Genomic DNA, 20,551 nt, shown 5'->3' with positions numbered 1-20,551 from the left:
AAATATAAATTGAATAACAAAATTACAAGAGTTAGTATAATTTGATAACTTTTATAAACTAGGTATATATAATGGATCCTATCACTAATCCATATTCTCCTGGCGCTGGAACACCTCCTTATGAACTAGCAGGCAGAGATGAATTAAGAAATAGCCTAAACATCACCATAACAAGAATCATGCGCGGCAAACCTGCAAAAAGTATGTTACTTGTCGGACTTAGAGGCGTAGGAAAAACCGTTTTACTTGAGCAAATGTCTAGAGACGCCGAAATTGGCGGCTCTCATATTATTTTTATTGAAGCTCCAGAAAATAGATCGCTTCCGGCTCTAATCAGTCCGCAATTAAGACTAGCATTACTAAAATTGAGCCGTTTAGAAAAATCAAAGGATGCGGCAATACGAGCACTTAAAGCGCTGGCAGGATTTGCGAAATCATTAAAAATAACTTACTCAGATATTGAAGTTGGATTTGATCATGATCCAGAAGCGGGTCTTGCAGACAATGGTGATTTAGAAGCGGACTTGACTGCATTAATGATAGAAGTTGGCAAAACAGCCAAAGACGCAGGTACGGCTTTAGTCCTGTTTATCGATGAACTTCAATATGTCAAACAAGAACAATTTGCCGCACTTATTACTGCTCTACATCGCTGCGCACAATTAAAACTTCCCGTTACATTAGTCGGTGCGGGATTACCCCAACTTCGTGGTCTAGCTGGCAACTCCAAATCCTACGCAGAACGATTATTTAACTACCCTGAAGTTGGCGCGCTTGATGACTCATCAGCAACAGAGGCTATTGTTGAACCTGCAAAAGCAGAAAAAGTTGACTATGAAGAAGATGCGGTTATAGAAATCATTAACAGAACAAAAGGTTACCCATACTTCATCCAAGAATGGGGAAGCCATACATGGGATGTCGCTAAACAGAGCCCAATCACAAAAAATGATGTGCTAGCAGCAACTGAATTAACCATTGCGGCAATGGATGAAAGTTTCTTCAGGGTGCGATTCGATAGGCTCACGCCAAACGAAAAACAGTACATTCATGCCATGGCTACACTAGGTGCGGGACCGCATCGCTCTGGAGACATTGCCGACTTAATGAAGAAAAAATCATCAGATGTTGCACCGGTAAGAAATAGCTTGATTAAAAAAGGCATGGTTTGGGCTCCAAACCATGGAGATACAGCCTTCACTGTTCCTTTGTTCAACGAATTTATCTTACGAATAATGAGGTAAAACTAAAGAGACAAGCGCACTTCAAGGTATTTTATAACCAAGAATAGCTGTTTTTCTTGAGCCTGCGGATCGTTTGCCTGGATCAGAAAAGGTGTCAACAACTTGGAAACCGGCTTTTCTCATCATGCCAGCAGAGGCTAAGTTCTCTTCGTGTCGCTCAATTAATACAACACCAGCTCGCTTTTCTTTGGACTTTTCTATACAGCACTCAAGCAATTTCGTAGCAATACCTTGACCAGAATATGCACTAGAAACCACAACATCACCAATATAACAAATGTCACCTAAAGCATAATACTTAGCTAAATAATCAGGGCTAACGTTTCCATCCATCAAAATAGCGAAGCCTATAATTTGACTACTGTCAGCACCAAGAGAATCAACCGCCACCATAGCCGTCGCAGAGCCTTGCTCAATCAGCTCAAACTCAGCATCAACACCTTCTTCGGTTAAATAATTCCATTCGTTTGGACCTTGATCCCAAAGCAACGCTTTCACATCGGCAAGTTCTTCTAAAGCAGCCGGTCGAAACACAATCATGCTCAAACCTCCAAACCATTTATTTTATGAATAATATCCAAAAATAGATCTCGACCCACGGGAATCAAACCATCAGGAAAGTCGTAGTCAGGGTTGTGCAATTGCGGGCTTGCTTGCCCAGCGCCTAAGGCAAACATGGCGCCTTCTTTTGCTGTCGCGGTAAACTGACCAAAGTCTTCTGACCAACGCATCGGTTCATCCAATAATACAAAAGGCGTTTGCGTATTTTCACAAGCACAGACGACTAAATCACAACCTTGCTGAGAGTTCACGCTGGCTTGAAACACATCATCGTATTCAAACGAAATGCTTAGGTTTTCACTCTTTGCCACGGCATGAGAAAAGCGCTCGGCTTCCTCTACCAGAGTTTGCATACCTTCATTACTTTCACTGCGCAACGTCACCATGACCACCGCATCGCCAGGTGCTGTACCAAAGGCAATTTCGCCTAATTTGGCGTGGATAACCGTTACCCAGTTTCGACCAACGCCTGCTTGATGCGGAATCTTTGCTGGCAGTGAGTTTAGCTCTTGGATAATTTGGCACATGGCATTGGCAGGACTGACACCATTTTCCGGATGCGCCGCGTGGGAAGTTTTACCTTTTAAATGAATAATCATGCCCCGAGACGCACAATTAAACGTCCCTGCTCGCACAGCTACTTTACCCAGCTCTAAGCCGGGGTAATTATGCAGAGCAAAAGCATAATCTGGAATGAGAGCCGCAAAATGCGCATCGTTTACGACTTGAATCGCGCCCATACCGGTTTCTTCTGCTGGTTGAAAACACAGCACAACACGTCCCTTCTTAGGACGATGTTTCGCCAACTCCGCACCCAACGCCGTTACGATACTCATATGTCCATCGTGACCGCATTTATGAGAAACACCTTTCACTTGTGAGCGATGTGCAAAACTGTTGGTTTCTTGGATGGGCAGTGCATCGAGCTCACTACGAATCAAAGTCGTCGGTCCACTTTCAGCCCCATTGAAGACAAACGCCAGCCCCGTTCCGCCGAGATCGGTAATAACTTCATCTGGCGAGAAAGCTTGAAACTCATTAAAAATACGAACGGCCGTGGCTTGCTCTTGATTAGATAGCTCAGGGTTCTGATGAAGGGTTTTACGTAACGCGATTAACTCATCAACAGATTGCATGGTTGGGCCTTTGAAAGTAGATAAGTAAAAATGGGCAAATAAAAATAGGTAAATCAGGATGAATAAGTCGAAACTATCCCGATGAGCATAAAGCATTGAATAATAATGCGCCATAAAACCACAAATGTCATCACGCACTAAAACAAGGCATTGAGAAGCATTTTTACTGCTGCGATATAGATGTCAAGAGTTTGCAAATCATAAAAAGTAAGGTTCAAACAAGCCATTTAACTCAGTATTCATTTTTCATCAGCCAGTCACACACCTTGGCTAATATCTTGCTTGAATCCCCATGTAATTCAAAAACATATGACTAGGATGAAACAATATGACTCTTACCAATCTTAAAGTAAGTCAGAAATTGTGGATATTGATCAGCACGCTGGTGGCTCTTCTGATTGTATTTGAAGGTATCGCATATAGCGGTTTGTATAAGGAGCAACTCAACAATCGTAAACTGCAAGTTAAAGAACAAGTAAGTAACGCCCATTCATTGCTCGTCTACTATGCAACACAAGCCCCGGTCCTAGGTGAAGAAGAAGCCAAAAAACAAGCTCTAGCAGCCTTATCGGCATTGCGCTTTGGTGACGATGGATACTTTTGGGTAAATGACATGGACACAAACTTAGTCATGCACCCTTTAAAACCCGAATTAAACGGCAAGAGCATGAAGAACGTGACCGACCCCAATGGTAAGCATCAGTGGCAAGCCATGGTTGATGTGGTTAAAAAGCAGAACGAAGGCTATGTGGAATATGCCTACCTAGGTCCCAATGTGACGACACCTGAAGAGAAAGTCTCTTATGTGAAAGGCTATCAACCTTGGGGCTGGCTGATTGGTAGCGGTGTTTTTTACAGTGATGTAAAGGCGGATTTTTGGTCGACCTTTACTCAATCTGCGGTCATTGAATCAAGCTTAATTCTACTTGCCTTAATATTGAGTGTGGTAACAGTAAGAAACATTACTCGCCCACTAAAACTGGTGACCACCCATCTGCAGCACATTGCAGAAGGCGATATGACCAAGCAGCTGAATTTGGCCCGTGGCGATGAAATTGGCTTACTGGCCAGCGCTGCCAATACCGTCTCTGCATCGCTAAACACCACATTAACAAGAGTGGCACATGCCATTGTAGAACTGCAAACAGTTTGTGTCACCATGCACAGTAGCTCTATGCACACGCAACAAGGCATGAATCAACAATTCCTCGAAGTTGAGCAACTTTCTTCTGCTATGAATGAAATGTCTCAGTCGATTAATCAAGTGGCTCAACACGCTAAAGATACGGCCGACCTGTCTCAGTCAGCGCATAACACAACTCAAAAAAGCAATCATGACATCAATACAACCAACAACAATATTCAAGATTTGACGCAAAAAATGATCAGTGCCAACGAAGTCATTAACCAATTACTCGCACAAACAAACGACATTGACTCTGTGCTCGGTGTGATTGGCGCCATTTCAGAACAAACCAATTTATTAGCGCTGAACGCCGCCATTGAAGCGGCTCGTGCGGGCGAAACCGGACGTGGCTTTGCCGTTGTTGCCGATGAAGTTCGTACTCTTGCTAGCCGCACTCAAGGATCAACGGTTGAAATTCGAGCCATCATTGAAAAGCTGCAAGAACAATCAAAAGCGGCTTCCTCCTCCATGTCTGCCAGTACTCAGCAAGCAGGCCAAGGAGCCGATAGCTTAGGCATCGCGGTTGAAAACCTAAAAACTATCTTAGAACAAATTGATGATGTTTCAGGCCGCAGTATGCAAATCGCCTCAGCCGCAGAGCAACAAGGTGCTGTGGCAGAAGAAATAAACCACAGTTTAATGGGAATCCGAACCGTCTCAGAAAAAGTTTTGGAAGACTCACGTCAAGTGTCGCAGAGCAGTAAAATGATCACTGACATGACTGACGCCTTGAGCGATCAAATCAAAAAATTTCGTTTTGCTTAATCTGGTTTAATGTCACAGCGCTTATTTTGATATATCGAGTAGGGGGAGGCGTTACCGCCTCATCCCTCTCACAGAACCGTACGTACGGGCCTCGTATACGGCTCATGCAAACTTCCATTCAGTATAAACACTGAACACATACCCCGTTTTCACTTCTTCAAGATTCACCAATCTTAGTTCGTCGAACCATTTGTTTGGCATCGCGTGGCTCGCTAATGGACTCGCTGCATTTCTCCAACTGGTCATAGATATATACTTAAACGGCGGCTTATAACTCAGTTGTTTGAGCCTACGATGCAGCCGTTTTGGTTTTTTCCATAATTTTAGCTGGATACTACGCAGTCGTCTCCTCAACCATTGTGCGATTCTCTTGAATTCCCCACTCGCATTGGCAATCCTGAAGTACTGACTAAACCCCCTTAATAGCGGATTCAGCTGTTTAATAACCTCACTCAACGGTTTTCCACCATTGCGTTTGGTCAACTGCTTAAGCCGTTGTTTGAACAAGTCCAGTTTCTTGGTTTGGATTCGGGTATATCGATTTCCGATTTCCACTCCTAAAAACTTCACCCCCTCACGACTGTGCGTAAGGTGCGTCTTTTCTTCGTTCACTTTGAGCTTAAGCTGTTTCTCCAAGATGATCGTTGCCTGTGCTCGTGCATTCTCTGCACCCACTCGGCTACGACACAGAATCAAGATGTCATCCGCATAGCGCACGATTCGATGGCCTCGTTGACGCATTTGTTGGTCAAATTCGTCCAAGTACACGTTTGCTATCAAGGGGCTGATCACCCCTCCTTGCGGACTACCTTGCTCTGTTTCTTGCCAATCCGTACCAACCATTACGCCACTTTTTAGGAACTGTTCTATCAGCTTCAACACACTGCCGTCTGTGATTCGCTTTCTCAGACTTTTTAAAATTAAGCCATGATCCAGTCGATCAAAGCACTTTGATAGATCCATATCCACCACATGGTTTAGGCTATAACGGCGCATAAACATCGTGGCTTTGTTGATCGCATCATGACAGCTTCGCTTTGGTCGATAGCCAAAACTAGAGGGATGGAACTGCTCTTCAAAGATGGGCGTAAGGAGGTCGGTTAGGGTTTGTTGAACGACTCGATCCCGAACGGTCGGGATCCCAAGCAATCGCACTCCACCCTCCGCTTTGGGGATTTCTACCCGTCTGACAGGATGAGGTTTGTATTGCTTGGTTTTCAGTTCAAGAAGAAGTTGATCCAGTTCATCACTCAACTTCGAGGCGAAGTCACTCAGGCTCTGCTTATCTATGCCAGCCGCGCCTTTCGCTTTCCACACCTTTTTGAAGCCTTTGTACAGTCTCTCCTTACTCAGCAAGTGACCATACACGCTGTAATACACTCGATACTTCTTCTCTTGGGTTGTGCGCTGTGTGGAGGCAAAATGTTTCTTCTTCATGTTGGTCTATTTCGCTCTGAGGTTTAGCCTTCTAGCGCAATGGCAATTTACTAAACGGTATCAGATCTACTCCCTCGTACGGTTTCCAACTCCAGTTTTCTGCTTCCACAGATCACCACGCAGGAAGACCCCAATGATTTATCAGTTCGTGTACCACTAAAAAAAAACATCTGCTCATCACAGACTTAAAGCTTACTTCCTCCCTTCGCAACATCGATTGGCTTTTGACTAAACGATGCCCCAACAAACGTCATGCTGTTGGTCAGCTCAGTTTTCTCCTCCACACCATTACTGGGCTTCATTGGCCGAGCCTTACTCACTACTACGGATTCATCTGCCACCTCACACCAACATACACCTTGGCTCACACCTCGAATGTATGCTTCCAACTCTAGATCGGATTCGATGCCAGGCTTCCCCAGTTACTGCTCTGACGCCCTGTTAACAATGCCACCCTCAAACACAGCCTAGGTCTGACTGAGTATCGGGCTTTGCGCTATTTTGCACGCTTACCCACCTAGACTGCCGAAGCAGGTTCACTTGCGTTGTGTACTGTTAACTTCCTATCGCTTCCTTCAGACCCTGCCGTTGGCCAGCAACGCCCTTGCGATTCGGATTCTCTTCCCCCCAGTCGGGGTGAGACAGGTTTCTTTCAACCTGACGGGTTTGCCAGCTTCGCTGGGCAAACAAAAAACCACCTTCGGGTGGTTTTTTATTACCTTAAATTTACCACTCCCGCTTCTTTCTACCAAAACCACCCCATTCAGCGAACCATCCCCTCCTTATCACTTAACGAAAATAGCGACTCACCCAGAGAAAACTTTTACACTTTTCAACTAACTACAAAACAGTCAAAAGTGACGGCATAAACAAACCCATAATATAAAATCTCACCTTTATATTAACAGGCTCGAATTGAACACCATTTAAAATCAAGTCGAAACACAAACAACACACTGTTTGTCAGTCAAACGAAAAAGGGAGCTAATTTAGCTTTTTTACTCATTACACGTCCTATAAATTAAACCCATAGTGGCTACCATCTGGCAATTCCACATTCACTGTTAATTTGCCACCAGCACCTTCAACATAACGTTTCAAGGTAGATAACTTCACATCACGACCCTTGCGCTCCATTCCCGCAATCGTTGGTTGCTTCACGCCCAGCGTTTTCGCTATATCTTCTTGAGTGACTTTCATACGTTCGCGTAATTGGGCTAGGTGAATGCCAAGCACCATGTCATCCGCCTTTTTACGAGCATTTTTTACTATTTCAGGCTTCTGATCTGAAATTAACTTATCAAGTGTTCTAGCCATTATTCACCTCGATTTTTATAAGTTAGCCATTTTAATAAATTATAGGCTTAAACCTATAATTTAAATTCAAAAAAAACAGCGCTCATCAATGAGCACTGTTTATTTTTTCATTTAAGAGCAGAAATGATCGAAACCAACACACTAATGTGAAACAGTAACAGAGTTTGGCACCGATTCCCCAACTCTCTCTTTAGCAATTTCAATCACCGCATGAGCGAGTTGTACCAAGGTGGCAAAGTTAGGTTTGGTTTCAGGTTTCAGAGATCGATAAGCACTGGTTCGGCTTTTAATACCCGCTCTTGCGATCACAACACCATGCCCAAATAACTCAACATAGGAACGAATAGCGGCTTGCAAAATATCTGGGCGACCTTCTTTCATAGAGTCCCATGAAGCCTGCTTGATCACCTCTTCCATTTGCTCAACATCAAACCGCAAGACGGGTACCTGATAAGCACCTTTTGTCGAGCCTCTTAGTGTAGTGGCGGTAAGTTCATTGCCATTCCAGTTCAAAGCGCCGTCTGAGGTTAAAACAAAGCGTTTAAAATCTTTCACGTTAGCAAATGGCTGCTTTAAAAAGTAATCTGACAAGTCTGCCTCACCCTCAAATCCGTCACTAAAGGTTAATGCTAAGGTGTGATCTTTAACCCAATCCACATCGATAATTTTTAACATACATCCTCCAGCTTCCCAGGATTCTGACCCTTCACAGCTTTATTCCACATCTGCATAAACTATAGGTAAGTCTCTCAAAAGAGACAAGCATATTTTGTGGACTAAAAAAAAGCAGCGCCCATCACTGAGTGCTGCTTTTCGATTACTTCAAGAGTCGAGTCTTTTCGAACTCATCAAACCTGAAACAAGAAGTTTTTGATCAGGTCTTTTCCGCCTTCTGTTGCAAAGGATTCTGGATGAAATTGAATGCCTTGAATCGGGTATTCTTTGTGACGCACGCCCATCAGCTCAAACTTGCCGCCTTTATGAATCGTCGCGAGGTCCTTGAAGTCGGCTTGTTTTAACTCGCCAACGGACGCGGTGACTTCTAGCACGTCAGGGAAGCTTTCTGCTTCGGCAATAAGCGAGTGATAGCGCATGACTTCCAGCTGGTCAGGAATGTCATGAAAAATACCTTCACTATTGTGGGTGATCGGGCTGGTTTTGCCGTGCATCGGCAAAGGTGCTTTCACCACTCTGCCACCAAATACGTGACAAATACCCTGCATTCCCAAGCAAACACCCAACAATGGAATGGTTTTGCCAAATTCTAATATCACGTCTGCACACACGCCAAAGTAAGCCTTGTCGTCTGGGGAACCTGGCCCTGGGGAGATAATAATGCGATCTGGTGCAGCGGCACGAATATCGTCTAAGGTCACCTCGTCGTTACGTTTAACAATCACCTCAAAGGCGTCGATTTCACCACGGCTTTTTTCGGTTTCTAATACTTCACCAATAAACTGATACAGGTTGTACGTGAAGGAATCGTAGTTGTCGATAATATACACTTTCATGTCGGCTTCCCTTACGCTTTGTCTTGTGTGTTGGCTGGGGCGAAACTGTCTAACACGCGTTTAGTGCCAGCAAATTTGCGTTGAATTTCTTCGTATTCGTCTTCGGCATTGGAATCATACACGTTGCCGCCACAGGTTTGCACATAGGCTTTGTTGCCATTGGCAAACACGGTACGAATCGGAATCGCAAACATACAATCGCCATTGAAAGAGAACTGACCAACCGCACCGCCGTAAGGACCGCGACCGTCGTTTTCCAAATCGTCGATGATCTTCATCGCTTCGATTTTTGGCGCGCCCGTCAAAGTTCCTGCAGGGAAGTTGCTCGCCAAGGCAGAGAACATGTCGTGATCTTCCGCCATGATGCCGACAATCTCACTGGAAATGTGCTGAACATGGCTAAAACGCTTAATATCCATCAAGCTGCGCACTTTCACTGTACCGAAGCGCGCCACACGGCCGATGTCGTTACGATGTAGATCAACAATCATATTGTGTTCGGCGATTTCTTTCGGATCGTTCAACAAAGCACGGGCAAAGGCCGTATCTTCTGCCGCGTCTTTACCACGCTTCGCCGTCCCTGCTAATGGGAAGGTTTCCATTTCGCCTTGGCGCACACGGAATAACAATTCTGGACTCGCGCCGATGACTTTTTGCTCACCAAACTTGATGTAATACATTTGCGGTGATGGGTTCACTTCGCGCAATTGCTCGTACAAGTTGATGGTATCGCCTTCCATATCGAACCATTTTTTAAAGCCCACTTCACACTGGAAGATCTTACCTTCAATGATGTCTTGCTTCACCTTAGCGACTGCATTCGCATGATCCGCTTTGCTCATGGACTCACCCGCTGGTGTGACCACAAAGGGACCATTTGCAGGCGTTGGTTCTGCCATCATGGCGTTCACCAAACCCACACGGTTTGCGTCACCAGACTCGTCTTCATAGTAGAAGTAAAAAACTTCGCCTGTCATCTTGTCCAAAATCAGGCCATCTTTGTACAAACCAAAACGAAACGCGTCGAACATTTCGCTCGATTGCAAATCCAAGGTCGGCTCAAAGTAATTCATACTATCGTAACCGATATAACCCGTTAAACCACCCGCAAAGCCCCGCGACAAAATATTCTGCGGCACGATATCACGCAGCAAATAGTACGGATTGTCGGATTCAAACGATTCCGTGCTGCCGTCACGTTCTTGGATAAACAACTGCTTGCCTTCGGCCCAGATCAATTTTTCAGGGTCAAAGCCAATGATCGAATGGCGGGAAATGAAGCTCTCTTCACCAAGGGATTCCAACATAAAACAATTATCAAAGCGCTTCTCAACCTTTTTAAACAGATCGAAAAAATCGCAGGCAGAACTGATGGTGATGTACTTAGGTTTACGCGGCAGCGTAATGCGCTGCGGCTTTTTGTTGTATGAACTCATATCTCTTTTAATTCCTTCAATGCTCGGGAACCACGAGTCACAGTGGCAATCCCAACCCCTAATTGTTTCGCAATGTCTCGCTGTGGCACGCCTTCATCTAACAAAGCAATGATCTTCAAACGGCTCACCATTTCATTAATCTCATTCGGAGTCAGTAGCACCTTTAGACGCTTCTCCAACACCAATTTATCATCTACTTCGCTTAAAAACTGGACCAAGTCCTTCATAGGATTCAACTCTCACAAGAAGGTTTGTATTCATGTACTAGTACAATATAGATTTCAAAGAAGAGAAGCAAGATAGAAATGAACTATTATTTAGGCGCCTCAAAGAACACTTCAACTTGTTAATAAGCAATTATTGCTCTATATTTTGTACAAATAAACGTACAAATGAGATTTCGCATGAGCCGTATAAATTTAGATCAAGACATACAACCGTTATCAGAATTTCGTTCTGGTGTGACGTCATTCATTAAACAAATTAACGAAACTCGCCGCCCTTTGCTCATCACGCAACGTGGCAAAGGTGTCGCTGTCATGCTCGATGTGGCTGAATACGAAGCCATGCAAGAAAAAATAGAATTACTCGAAGAAATACGCACCGCTGAATCACAGTTTGCCGAAGGATTAGGCATTTCGAATCAGGAAGCAAGAAAGCAAATCTTAGGACGCTTGAAAAAATGAAAGTAAGTTGGTCACCTCTCGCTATGGAAAAGCTTGGGCATGCTGCCGATTTTATCGCTCTAGATAATCCTAACGCAGCAGAAAAATGGGTAAACGACCTATTCGATAAAACAGACCTACTCAGCCGCCAGCCTGAAATGGGACGAATCGTACCAGAACTACAAAAAGCAAACCTCCGTGAACTCATTTTTGGTAACTATCGAGTCATCTATACTATAAGTACCGAGATTCGAATATTAACCGTACGAAACTGCCGACAGATGCTCACAGAAAGTGATTTATAACCCTAGTCGATTAGAGTTTAGAAATCTGATCTAACTCTTCCTTTAGCCTAGCCTTGTCTTGGTGCTCTTCAAAAAAACGAGCAAAAGCTTCAACTTGCTCTTTACGGGGGGTCTTGTCATACCTGCAATCACATTTTAACGTTCTGGAATCTCTATCATTTAGGTGTAAAACAATGACATTCATCAAAGCCAAAGACTTCACTGCCGACCGCGCTTGGGGCGCGTTGGACATTGCCAATATGAACGGGGTCACAACGCGTTTGCATTGGACGGATAAGCCTTATAAATGGCACATCAATGATGGTGAAGAAGTGTTTGTGGTATTAGATGGCGAGGTGCATATGCATTATCGAGTCGATGGCAAAGAACATATTCAGTTGATGACGGTAGGCGATATTTTCTACGCGGCCATTGGCACAGAACACGTTGCGCACCCTATTAGTGAGGCGCGCATATTGGTGATTGAGAAAGAAGGCAGTGTGTAATGAAAAACGCTTTATCTATATTCCAAAAAAGTTTATTTAAAGACATTGTAATAACTAAATCTTTTAAGTAACCTCACTCTTAATGAAATATTAAGCTTCCCAGATGAGGTCACTATGAAATCTAAGCCACGCTTTTTAAAATCTATTATTGGTACATTATTGCTGAGTGGCGCCGTACAAGCGTCAGCGGCAGATCAGACCATTCTGAACACGTCTTATGACATTGCTCGTGAATTATTCGCTGCTTACAACCCAACCTTTGAGCAACATTGGTTAGAGAAAACCGGCAAAACGATTGAAATCAAACAGTCTCATGCTGGCTCTTCAAAACAAGCCAATGCCATCATGAATGGTTTATCTGCCGACATAGTGACATTTAACCAAGTCACCGACGTGCAAGTGTTGCACGATAAGGGCAAGTTGATTCCAGCAGACTGGAAAGAACAGTTCCCTAACGCAAGTTCGCCTTACTATTCCACCATTGCGTTTCTTGTGCGCAAAGGTAACCCTAAAAACATTCAAAACTGGGGCGATTTAGCGGCAAAAGATGTGGCGTTGGTGTTCCCAAACCCTAAAACCTCTGGCAACGGCCGCTATACTTTTCTAGCGGCTCAGGGTTACGCACAAAAAACCTTCGGCAAAGACAACGAAGCGAAAGTAGACGATTTCCTCAGTACTTTCCTGAAAAACGTTTCCGTGTTTGACACCGGTGGCCGCGGCGCAACCACCACTTTCGTTGAGCGTGGTATCGGTGATGTGTTGATTACCTTCGAATCTGAAGTAAACAATATTCGTAACCAGTACGGCGTAGATAACTACGAAGTGGTTGTACCAAAGACCTCTATATTAGCGGAGTTCCCAGTCGCCGTGGTTGAGAAAAACGTGAAAAAGAATGGTACAGAAGACGTTTCTCGTGAGTACCTAAACTATTTGTACAGCGAAGCATCTCAGCGTTTATTAGCGGGTTTTAATTACCGCATACACAACGATGTTGTGAAAAAAGAATTCGCAGACACATTTCCTGAAGTGGATTTGTTAACCGTCGAAAGTATTGCCGGTGGCTGGCCACAAGCAACTAAAGACATCTTTGCAAATGGTGGTAAACTAGACCAACTTCAGCGTCGCTAATATCAGAAGAGATAACAAACTAGCCGGATACGCTCGCGTGTCCGGCTTTTCTGTCTCTAGATCTACTAGCGCATTTATTGCAACACTGTTAATGAGACCATAAGACATGGCAACACATTTAAGCGCGGCCGACACACGACCTCGTCACAAACGCGTCTTACCCGGACTGAGTTTAAGTTTGGGAACTTCTTTGCTGTTCATTAGTTTGATTCTTCTATTGCCCATGGCAGGGCTTGTGATGCAGTCTGTCGATATGGGCTGGGACAGATATTGGCAAGTGATCACTGATGAGCGCGTGGTAGCCAGTTATAAAGTGACCCTGTGGGCCGCCGCTTTGGCGTCTATTTTTAATGGTTTTTTTGGTCTCTTACTGGCTTGGGTTTTAGTCCGTTATGATTTCCCAGGACGCCGCATTTTAGACGCGTTAGTTGATTTACCCTTTGCGTTGCCAACCGCCGTGGCGGGCATCACCTTGGCAACCTTGTACGCGCAAAATGGTTGGTACGGTGAGATACTTGAAAGTCTAGGCATCAAGGTGGCTTACACGCCTTGGGGTATTGTGCTTGCTATGGCCTTTACCAGTATTCCATTTGTGGTTCGAACCGTTCAGCCGGTTTTGGAAGAATTGTCCCCAGAAGAGGAAGAAGCAGGAATGACGTTAGGCGCGTCCGATTGGTCGGTGTTTCGTCGCGTGATTTTCCCTGCTTTATGGCCGGCTTTAATGACGGGGATCGCCCTGTCTTTTACGCGCAGCTTAGGCGAATTCGGTGCGGTCATTTTTATTGCTGGTAACATGCCGTATGTCAGTGAAATTACGTCTTTAATGATTTTCGTCAGTTTACAAGAGTTCGACTTCCCAGCAGCCAGCGCCATTGCGTCTGTTGTACTGATGGCGTCGCTGATTCTCTTGTTCGCCATTAATATTTGGCAGGCACGTTATTTACGTCGCCTTCATGGACGCAGTTAGGAAGAGATTATGTCATCTACGAAAAACACCTCTAGCCAACTGAGAGTCGGCGATAACCCTTGGGTAAAATGGTTGTTGATTGGTTTAACGCTGTTGCTAACTGCCATACTACTGGTGGTGCCGTTAATCAGTATTTTTCAACAAGCCTTTATGGAAGGCGCTGCGCATTATTTTAGCAGTTTGCTTGAAGCCGATACCTTACACGCCATCGGTTTAACACTGCTGGTTGCCGCTCTTACCGTACCCATTAACTTAGTCTTTGGTGTCATGCTGGCATGGGCTGTGACCCGTTTTGAATTCCCCGGTCGTAAACTGCTCATGACCTTAATGGATATTCCCTTTGCGGTGTCTCCTGTGGTCGCGGGTCTACTTTATCTTTTGTTGTATGGCAACAACGGCTGGATTGGTTCTTGGCTTTACGACCATGATATTCAGCTGATGTTTGCGTGGCCAGGTATTGTCATGGTGACTATTTTTGTCACCTGCCCTTTTGTGGCCCGTGAATTGATCCCTTTAATGCAACAACAAGGTCGAGAAGACGAAGAAGCCGCTGTGATTCTTGGAGCTTCAGGCTGGCAATTATTCCGCCGAGTCACGTTACCTAATATTAAATGGGCGCTGATTTATGGCGTTATCCTGACCAATGCTCGTGCCGTGGGTGAATTTGGCGCGGTCTCCGTCGTATCAGGTAATATTCGTGGCGAAACCAATACCTTACCTTTATTAGTGCAAGCACAGTACGAGGACTATCAAGCCGCCGCGGCCTTTGCCAGCGCGTCCCTACTGGCCTTACTTGCTTTACTCACCTTGCTGCTTAAAGCCTTCATCGAATGGCGTCTGGAACGCAGTATGAAACTTGAATCCGACAAAGAGAAAAAGACAACAGCATGAGCATCCTTATTGAAAACATCTCCAAAAAATTTGGCCACTTTCAAGCCTTGTCTCCTTTGTCATTGGATATCAACGAAGGGGAAATGATTGGTTTGCTTGGTCCGTCTGGTTCAGGAAAAACCACCCTATTACGCATTATCGCAGGGCTTGAAGGCGCAGATACGGGTCGCATTCAATTCGGTGATCGAGATGTCACGAACTTGCACGTGCGTGACCGCCGTGTGGGATTTGTGTTTCAAAACTACGCCTTGTTCCGCCACATGACAGTGGCTGACAACGTGGCATTCGGCTTAGAAGTCTTACCCCGTAAAGAGCGACCAAGCGCAACTGAAATCCAAAAACGCGTCCAACATTTGTTGGAAATGGTTCAGCTTGAGCACCTTGCAAGCCGTTTTCCGTCACAGCTTTCTGGTGGTCAAAAACAACGTATTGCCTTGGCACGTGCTTTAGCGACGCAACCAGAAGTCTTGCTGCTAGACGAACCTTTTGGTGCCTTGGATGCCAAAGTCCGTAAAGAGCTGCGTCGTTGGTTGCGTGGTTTACACGATGAGCTTGGTTTTACTAGCGTATTCGTTACCCATGACCAAGAGGAAGCGTTAGAATTATCAGACCGCGTTGTAGTGATGAGCAACGGACACATTGAACAAATCGACCAACCGGGTGCCCTTTACGCCTCACCAAACAGCCGATTTGTCTTCGACTTCCTTGGTAACGCCAATGTCTTTGAAGGCAAAGTGGCAAACGGCAAATGGCATAACCAACAAGCCAGTATTGTCTTGCCACACTCTGTTATTGAACAAGAAAGCACAGAACAGAAAGACGGTCAGCTATATATTCGCTCCCATGAGTTCTTTGTCTCAAAAGAACCCACAGCGCAAGCCAACTTGCCATTACGCTTGATTGCCATCAACCCAATTGGTGCCGAAGTTCGCCTCGAACTCACTCCGATTGATTGGCAAAGCAACGACGTTTGGGAAATCGACCTACCTCACAAAGCATTTGACAAAAACTGCTTCGAAAAAGGCCAAACTTTATACGTCTCCCCAAAAGCCGCTTACTTTTTCGCCCATGACGCGCAACAACCAGTGCTATTGAATTGGGAAGCAAGCAAAGTTTAATTCGCCGTAACCACAAGAGCAGCAGACGATGATACAAGCCGTGATTTTTGACATGGATGGATTACTGATTGATTCCGAGCCTTTTTGGAAGCAAGCGGAATACGATGTATTTTCGTCGGTTGGGGTTGAAGTGACGACGGATTTGACCGAGATGACAGCGGCCATGACAACGAGGGAAGTAACCGAATTTTGGTACGCGAAACAGCCTTGGCTTGGTGCGTCTCTTGAGGACGTCGAAAATCGTGTCGTCGAGCGAGTCAAATACTTGATCGAAACGCAAGGAAAAGCCATGCAGGGCGTTCATGATGTACTCAGCTCACTACAACAAGCCAAGGTAAAAATTGGCCTTGCCACCAATTCTCCAAAAGACATCATTCCTAGCGTATTACACCGTCTTAATATTGCTGACTATTTTATGGCTTACAGCTCAGCTGACGAAGTAAATCGAGGCAAACCTGCTCCTGATGTTTACCAACTAACACTGAAAAAGCTTGGCACTGAAGCTCATCAGTGCATTGCGTTTGAGGACTCACTTGGCGGTATAAAAGCCGCCTTGGCCGCTGGCATTAAAGCCATTGCCGTACCGCATGCAAACGAATTTGATCATGACAAGTTTGATCTCGCACCGCACAAACTCAGAAGTTTATCCGAGTTCAATCATCACATAGGCAATGCGCTTTTGAGTCAGCCCTAAAGTCTCATTAAGCTTTTTATATGACAAAACGCAGCGCGGCCTAGGGCGTCTATGTTGTAACCGCCCTCTAATACCGACACCACTTTCCCACCACAGTGACGATCTGCTACTTCCATCAAACGATCGGTAATCCAAGTAAAGTCTGACTCGCTTAATCTTAGTTGTCCCATCGGGTCTTCTTTATGAGCGTCAAACCCCGCTGAAATCATAATGAGCTGAGGTTTAAATGCTTCAAGTGCGGGCAGTAATTGCTCACTGATAATGGCTTGAAAAGCCTCACTACCAGATCCAGCCGCCAAAGGCATATGGAGAATATTATCGTAAGAAGCGCCCGGATCGCTGTAGGGATAAAACGGGTGTTGATAGCTAGACGCATAAAGTACTGTCGGATCGGCTTTAAAAATGTCCTCTGTACCATTGCCGTGATGCACATCAAAATCAATAATCGCCACACGCGCCAAACCATAGCGATTAATGGCATGGCGAGCACCAACAGCAATATTGTTAAACAAACAAAAACCCATGGCTTTATCGTATTCTGCGTGGTGCCCTGGTGGACGAATGGCACAAAACGCATTGTCCATTTCTCCAGTCATGACCAAATCAACCGCTTTCACAACAGACCCTGCCGCAAACAGGGCCGCATCCAAAGTATGAGGCATCATGATGGTTTCAGGCTCTAATTCGACATGGCCTTCTGCTGGCGCGCGCGCAAAAATAGAATCCACGTACGCGGTATCATGCGTGGCAATCAGTTGATCGCGGGTCGCCAGATCCGCTTCTATACGACGGATAAAGTCCATCAACTGCCCCATGATCAAGCGATTTTGAATCGCCCCAAGCCGCAGAGGCGACTCTGGGTGATCTTCTCCCATATCGTGCCGGTCGCAATAAGTGTGTGTGATGTAAGCCGTTGTCATTGGAAGTCTCTGGATTATTATTTTTTGCGATTATTTGCTCTCACTGTGCCTTATATCAAGCCACAAAAACATCAAAACAGTCTATCCTACCATGGTCTACCATTCATACAGATGAAGACTGTGCTACTGTCATAATACGTTTATTGAGTTTCTGGAGAAGACCAAGTGAGCCAACATGCTTTGCAATCCCTACTCGCCCCAAGATCCATGGTCGTGCTCACGGGCGAGAATGGACACGATCCGCTCATGCTGGCGCTATTACAATCTCTTGAGAACACACACAAAACTTGTCCTGTTAGCCTAGTCGGTGTCAAGCCAGACTTCCCCTTCAGCTTTGATCATTTTACGGCGCTTAGCGCATTAAATACCTGTCCAGATCTCGCCGTATTAGCAGGCACTTATCCGAACACAGCGATGGAAAACATCATTGCGGATTGCGGTGCAGCAGGCATTCACTCGCTTTTAATGCTGTCTTGGACAGAAGAAAATGCAGACAAGCTGATACCCGCGTTGCGTCAACACAATGTACGCTTGCTTGGCCCAAATAGCTTTGGCATTTGTCGCCCCAAACAAGGCGTGTTCGCCTGGCTTGGCTTAACACAACCCCTCACCGGCAAATTAGCTCTGATGTCACAATCAGGTACGGTTGCCAGTGCCTTAGTGGATTGGGCCACGTGGCAAGGTATTGGCTTTTCCCAAGTGGTGTCCATGGGCACGCCCATTGATGTGATGCCATCGCAAGTGTTGGATTATTTATCCAATGATTTCGACAGTCAGGCGATCTTGATGTATCTGCAAAAAATTGGTCGCCCAACACGCTTTCTCAGTAGCTTACGCGCCACTGGGCGAAGCAAACCCGTTGCCGTTGTCACTGAACATTCCGTCGGTGCCGATGAGCGAGTTCTCGACGCCGCGCTCAGTCGAACGGGGGCAGTACGGGGTCGACGTTTGAATGATTTGATTGCGGCCGCTTCGGTGATGACCAACGCTCGTCGCGTCAAAGAAGGCTCATTGTTGATTATCGGTAACGGTGCAGGCCCTGGTGAACTGGCCGCCCAAAGAGCGATGGAATTGGGCATTGATCTACTGACGCCAGCAGACGAACTACACGACACATTAGAAGCCACTATGGCGGGTCGTGGTGACATTGGCCCGGTGACTACGGTTTGGGCAAGTTGTGCAACGGATCTGTTTATCGATCTTGCTGCGAATGCCTTACAAAGTGATGAGTGCGGTGCGGTATTACTGACACTCAGCCCAACCGCACTGATCGACATTGATTCCCTCTACGACCTCATCATTAAATTGCATCGAACACAGAAAAAACTCGTCATGGTCTGTTTGCTTGGCGGTGGCGGTATGACCAACATGCGCACACGCATTAATGAAGCGGGCATTCCAACGTTTAGAACCCCCGAAACCGCCATTGAAGGCTTTCAGTTCTTAGTACAGTTCCAGCGCAACCAATTGCTCGCAAAACAGTCCCCCGATAGCCATGCGTTTCGCTTTAAAATCGACGTCTCCGAGGCAACAAAAACCCTCAATCAGTTGTTTAAAAAAGGGGAAAAAACACCTCATGCGGACGCATTAAGAGACATTTTTGAGCTGTTTCATATTCGACTAATTACTCGTCGTCAAGCGTCGAATCAGTTATCTGCCCCTATTCATTTACGCGTTTTTCAAGATAACGTATTTGGCCCCGCCATTGGTTTGTCGTTAGAAGGCGCTCAACAACACAAACAAGCCGAAGCTGTCGCCTTGCCGCCGCTTAATACCATTTTGGCAAAAGACTTGATACAGCGCGCCTTTCCCGGCGAAGAATCCTTTGAGCTAGAAAGTCTACTGCGCAACTTATCCACCATGGTGTGTGAATTACCCGAAATCGAAAGCTTAGAGCTCGCCGATGTGCGACTTCACGACAGTGGCAGTGTTTACGCTGACGTGACGGCCAACCTTCGTCTTAGTAAAAATTGGCGCCGATATGAACATCTTGCGATTCACCCTTACCCAAGACAATGGGTATCGGAGCGAGTATTAAAAAACGATGAGATCGCGACTGTTAGGCCAGTTCTACCCAGAGATTCGGGGATTTTGGCCGATTTTGTCCGCAGCATGTCCCATGAAACACGCTATTTTCGTTTTATCTCCAACATCGAGGAATTGACCCCTCGCATGCTCGCCAGCCTTTCCCACATCGACTATGATCGAGAAATGGCTTTACTCGCGGTGATTCAGCGGGACGGACAGGATTTACTCATTGGCACCGCACGATATATAGATAACTTTGATGATCAAAGTTGCGAGTTTGCGGTGGTATTAGGGGACGCATTCCAAGGCTTAGGCTTGGCGTCGTATCTCATGCGACGACTCATGCAAGTCGCCGCGGATAAGGGAATTCGAGTGATGAAGGGCATCGTCCTTGCCGAAAACAAACGCATGATAGAATTCTGTCGCCATTTGGGGTTCACCATCCAGCGAGATCCAGACGATTTCGGCCAAATGGTCGCCAGTATTAAACTGACGCCCAAGCTATTTAAAGATATAGAGTAGCTAAACCGTATATGATTTCTCATTTTAAAGTATAAAGTCGGAAATTTTAAATAACTTCATTCGTGAAACATCATCTACTATCCCTTCAAGATTCTCCCATATTTCATCTCTTTCACTATCAAAATGAAAACTAGCTTGCCACAAACAGTCTGGTTTAACCGTATTACTCAGCCTTTCAAAGTACCCCCCTGTGTCAGGATAGTTGTCGCCTCATTTGTTATTATAAATAGACAGG

Annotated in this window: 20 protein-coding genes; 11 read left to right on the top strand and 9 right to left on the bottom strand. The window is 45.5% G+C overall.

What is annotated here, in order from left to right; genetic code table 11:
- Window positions 1–71 precede the first annotated feature (71 nt).
- Window positions 72–1,244, top strand: coding sequence for an ATP-binding protein (locus tag DK187_RS17125; RefSeq protein WP_111608556.1), 1,173 nt, complete (start codon window positions 72–74; stop codon window positions 1,242–1,244).
- Between the two features lie 21 nt (window positions 1,245–1,265).
- Here DK187_RS17125 and DK187_RS17120 read toward each other — a convergent pair whose 3' ends face one another.
- Both DK187_RS17120 and DK187_RS17115 read right to left on the bottom strand, forming a co-directional pair.
- Window positions 1,266–1,784, bottom strand: a complete 519-nt coding sequence (locus DK187_RS17120; RefSeq protein WP_111608555.1) for a GNAT family N-acetyltransferase — start codon at window positions 1,782–1,784, stop codon at window positions 1,266–1,268.
- Between the two features lie 2 nt (window positions 1,785–1,786).
- The gene (locus DK187_RS17115) at window positions 1,787–2,941 is read right to left on the bottom strand and encodes an amidohydrolase (protein WP_111608602.1); all 1,155 of its coding nucleotides are present in this window, start codon (window positions 2,939–2,941) and stop codon (window positions 1,787–1,789) included.
- Between the two features lie 328 nt (window positions 2,942–3,269).
- On the opposite strand from DK187_RS17115, the gene DK187_RS17110 reads away from it, so the two are divergent.
- The gene (locus DK187_RS17110) at window positions 3,270–4,892 is read left to right on the top strand and encodes a methyl-accepting chemotaxis protein (protein WP_111608554.1); all 1,623 of its coding nucleotides are present in this window, start codon (window positions 3,270–3,272) and stop codon (window positions 4,890–4,892) included.
- A gap of 102 nt (window positions 4,893–4,994) precedes the next feature.
- Here DK187_RS17110 and ltrA read toward each other — a convergent pair whose 3' ends face one another.
- The 6 genes from ltrA to DK187_RS17075 form a co-directional block, all read right to left on the bottom strand.
- Window positions 4,995–6,329, bottom strand: coding sequence for a group II intron reverse transcriptase/maturase (ltrA, locus tag DK187_RS17105; RefSeq protein ID WP_111608553.1), 1,335 nt, complete (start codon window positions 6,327–6,329; stop codon window positions 4,995–4,997).
- A 1,014-nt stretch (window positions 6,330–7,343) separates the two neighbouring features.
- Window positions 7,344–7,646: a helix-turn-helix domain-containing protein gene (locus tag DK187_RS17095; protein ID WP_111608551.1), complete on the bottom strand. Its 303-nt coding sequence runs from the start codon at window positions 7,644–7,646 to the stop codon at window positions 7,344–7,346.
- Between the two features lie 141 nt (window positions 7,647–7,787).
- Complete coding sequence (gene dhiA, locus DK187_RS17090) at window positions 7,788–8,321, bottom strand: type II toxin-antitoxin system antitoxin DhiA (protein WP_111608550.1); 534 nt, start codon at window positions 8,319–8,321, stop codon at window positions 7,788–7,790.
- A gap of 173 nt (window positions 8,322–8,494) precedes the next feature.
- On the bottom strand, window positions 8,495–9,157 hold the full coding sequence (locus DK187_RS17085) for an anthranilate synthase component II (RefSeq protein WP_111608549.1): 663 nt from the start codon (window positions 9,155–9,157) through the stop codon (window positions 8,495–8,497).
- Window positions 9,158–9,168: 11 nt separating this feature from the next.
- Window positions 9,169–10,593: an anthranilate synthase component I family protein gene (locus tag DK187_RS17080; protein WP_111608548.1), complete on the bottom strand. Its 1,425-nt coding sequence runs from the start codon at window positions 10,591–10,593 to the stop codon at window positions 9,169–9,171.
- Window positions 10,590–10,820, bottom strand: coding sequence for a Trp family transcriptional regulator (locus DK187_RS17075; protein ID WP_111608547.1), 231 nt, complete (start codon window positions 10,818–10,820; stop codon window positions 10,590–10,592). Before DK187_RS17075 ends, DK187_RS17080 begins: the two co-directional genes overlap by 4 nt.
- A gap of 177 nt (window positions 10,821–10,997) precedes the next feature.
- On the opposite strand from DK187_RS17075, the gene DK187_RS17070 reads away from it, so the two are divergent.
- The 8 genes from DK187_RS17070 to hxpB all read left to right on the top strand — a co-directional run bounded on the left by DK187_RS17070 (window position 10,998) and on the right by hxpB (window position 16,846).
- Window positions 10,998–11,279: a type II toxin-antitoxin system Phd/YefM family antitoxin gene (locus tag DK187_RS17070; RefSeq protein WP_162623547.1), complete on the top strand. Its 282-nt coding sequence runs from the start codon at window positions 10,998–11,000 to the stop codon at window positions 11,277–11,279.
- Complete coding sequence (locus DK187_RS17065; protein WP_111608545.1) at window positions 11,276–11,563, top strand: type II toxin-antitoxin system RelE/ParE family toxin; 288 nt, start codon at window positions 11,276–11,278, stop codon at window positions 11,561–11,563. Before DK187_RS17070 ends, DK187_RS17065 begins: the two co-directional genes overlap by 4 nt.
- A gap of 173 nt (window positions 11,564–11,736) precedes the next feature.
- Window positions 11,737–12,048, top strand: coding sequence for a cupin domain-containing protein (locus DK187_RS17060; protein WP_111608544.1), 312 nt, complete (start codon window positions 11,737–11,739; stop codon window positions 12,046–12,048).
- 114 nt (window positions 12,049–12,162) lie between these two features.
- Window positions 12,163–13,176 carry a thiosulfate ABC transporter substrate-binding protein CysP gene (gene cysP / locus DK187_RS17055; protein WP_111608543.1) on the top strand — a complete coding sequence of 338 codons (1,014 nt, stop codon included), beginning with the start codon at window positions 12,163–12,165 and terminating at the stop codon, window positions 13,174–13,176.
- A gap of 106 nt (window positions 13,177–13,282) precedes the next feature.
- Window positions 13,283–14,143 carry a sulfate/thiosulfate ABC transporter permease CysT gene (gene cysT / locus DK187_RS17050; protein ID WP_111608542.1) on the top strand — a complete coding sequence of 287 codons (861 nt, stop codon included), beginning with the start codon at window positions 13,283–13,285 and terminating at the stop codon, window positions 14,141–14,143.
- 9 nt (window positions 14,144–14,152) lie between these two features.
- Window positions 14,153–15,034, top strand: a complete 882-nt coding sequence (gene cysW, locus DK187_RS17045; RefSeq protein ID WP_111608541.1) for a sulfate ABC transporter permease subunit CysW — start codon at window positions 14,153–14,155, stop codon at window positions 15,032–15,034.
- Window positions 15,031–16,152: a sulfate/molybdate ABC transporter ATP-binding protein gene (locus DK187_RS17040; protein ID WP_111608540.1), complete on the top strand. Its 1,122-nt coding sequence runs from the start codon at window positions 15,031–15,033 to the stop codon at window positions 16,150–16,152. The genes cysW and DK187_RS17040 overlap by 4 nt, the downstream gene beginning before the upstream one ends.
- A gap of 28 nt (window positions 16,153–16,180) precedes the next feature.
- Window positions 16,181–16,846 (top strand): hexitol phosphatase HxpB, encoded by a 666-nt coding sequence (gene hxpB / locus DK187_RS17035; RefSeq protein ID WP_188322948.1) that lies wholly within the window; start codon window positions 16,181–16,183, stop codon window positions 16,844–16,846.
- Here the strand turns inward: hxpB and DK187_RS17030 are convergent.
- On the bottom strand, window positions 16,843–17,766 hold the full coding sequence (locus DK187_RS17030) for a histone deacetylase family protein (RefSeq protein ID WP_111608539.1): 924 nt from the start codon (window positions 17,764–17,766) through the stop codon (window positions 16,843–16,845). The genes hxpB and DK187_RS17030 overlap by 4 nt on opposite strands.
- 165 nt (window positions 17,767–17,931) lie before the next feature.
- Between DK187_RS17030 and DK187_RS17025 the strand changes: the two genes are divergently transcribed.
- Window positions 17,932–20,316, top strand: a complete 2,385-nt coding sequence (locus DK187_RS17025) for a bifunctional acetate--CoA ligase family protein/GNAT family N-acetyltransferase (protein WP_111608538.1) — start codon at window positions 17,932–17,934, stop codon at window positions 20,314–20,316.
- The last annotated feature ends 235 nt before the right edge of the window (window positions 20,317–20,551 follow it).

The organism is Marinomonas arctica (genome assembly GCF_003259225.1).
In the GTDB taxonomy this organism is placed as follows: domain Bacteria; phylum Pseudomonadota; class Gammaproteobacteria; order Pseudomonadales; family Marinomonadaceae; genus Marinomonas; species Marinomonas arctica.
The sequence above is the reverse complement of the archived record's forward strand: the minus strand, read 5'-3'. Positions and strand labels throughout refer to the sequence as shown.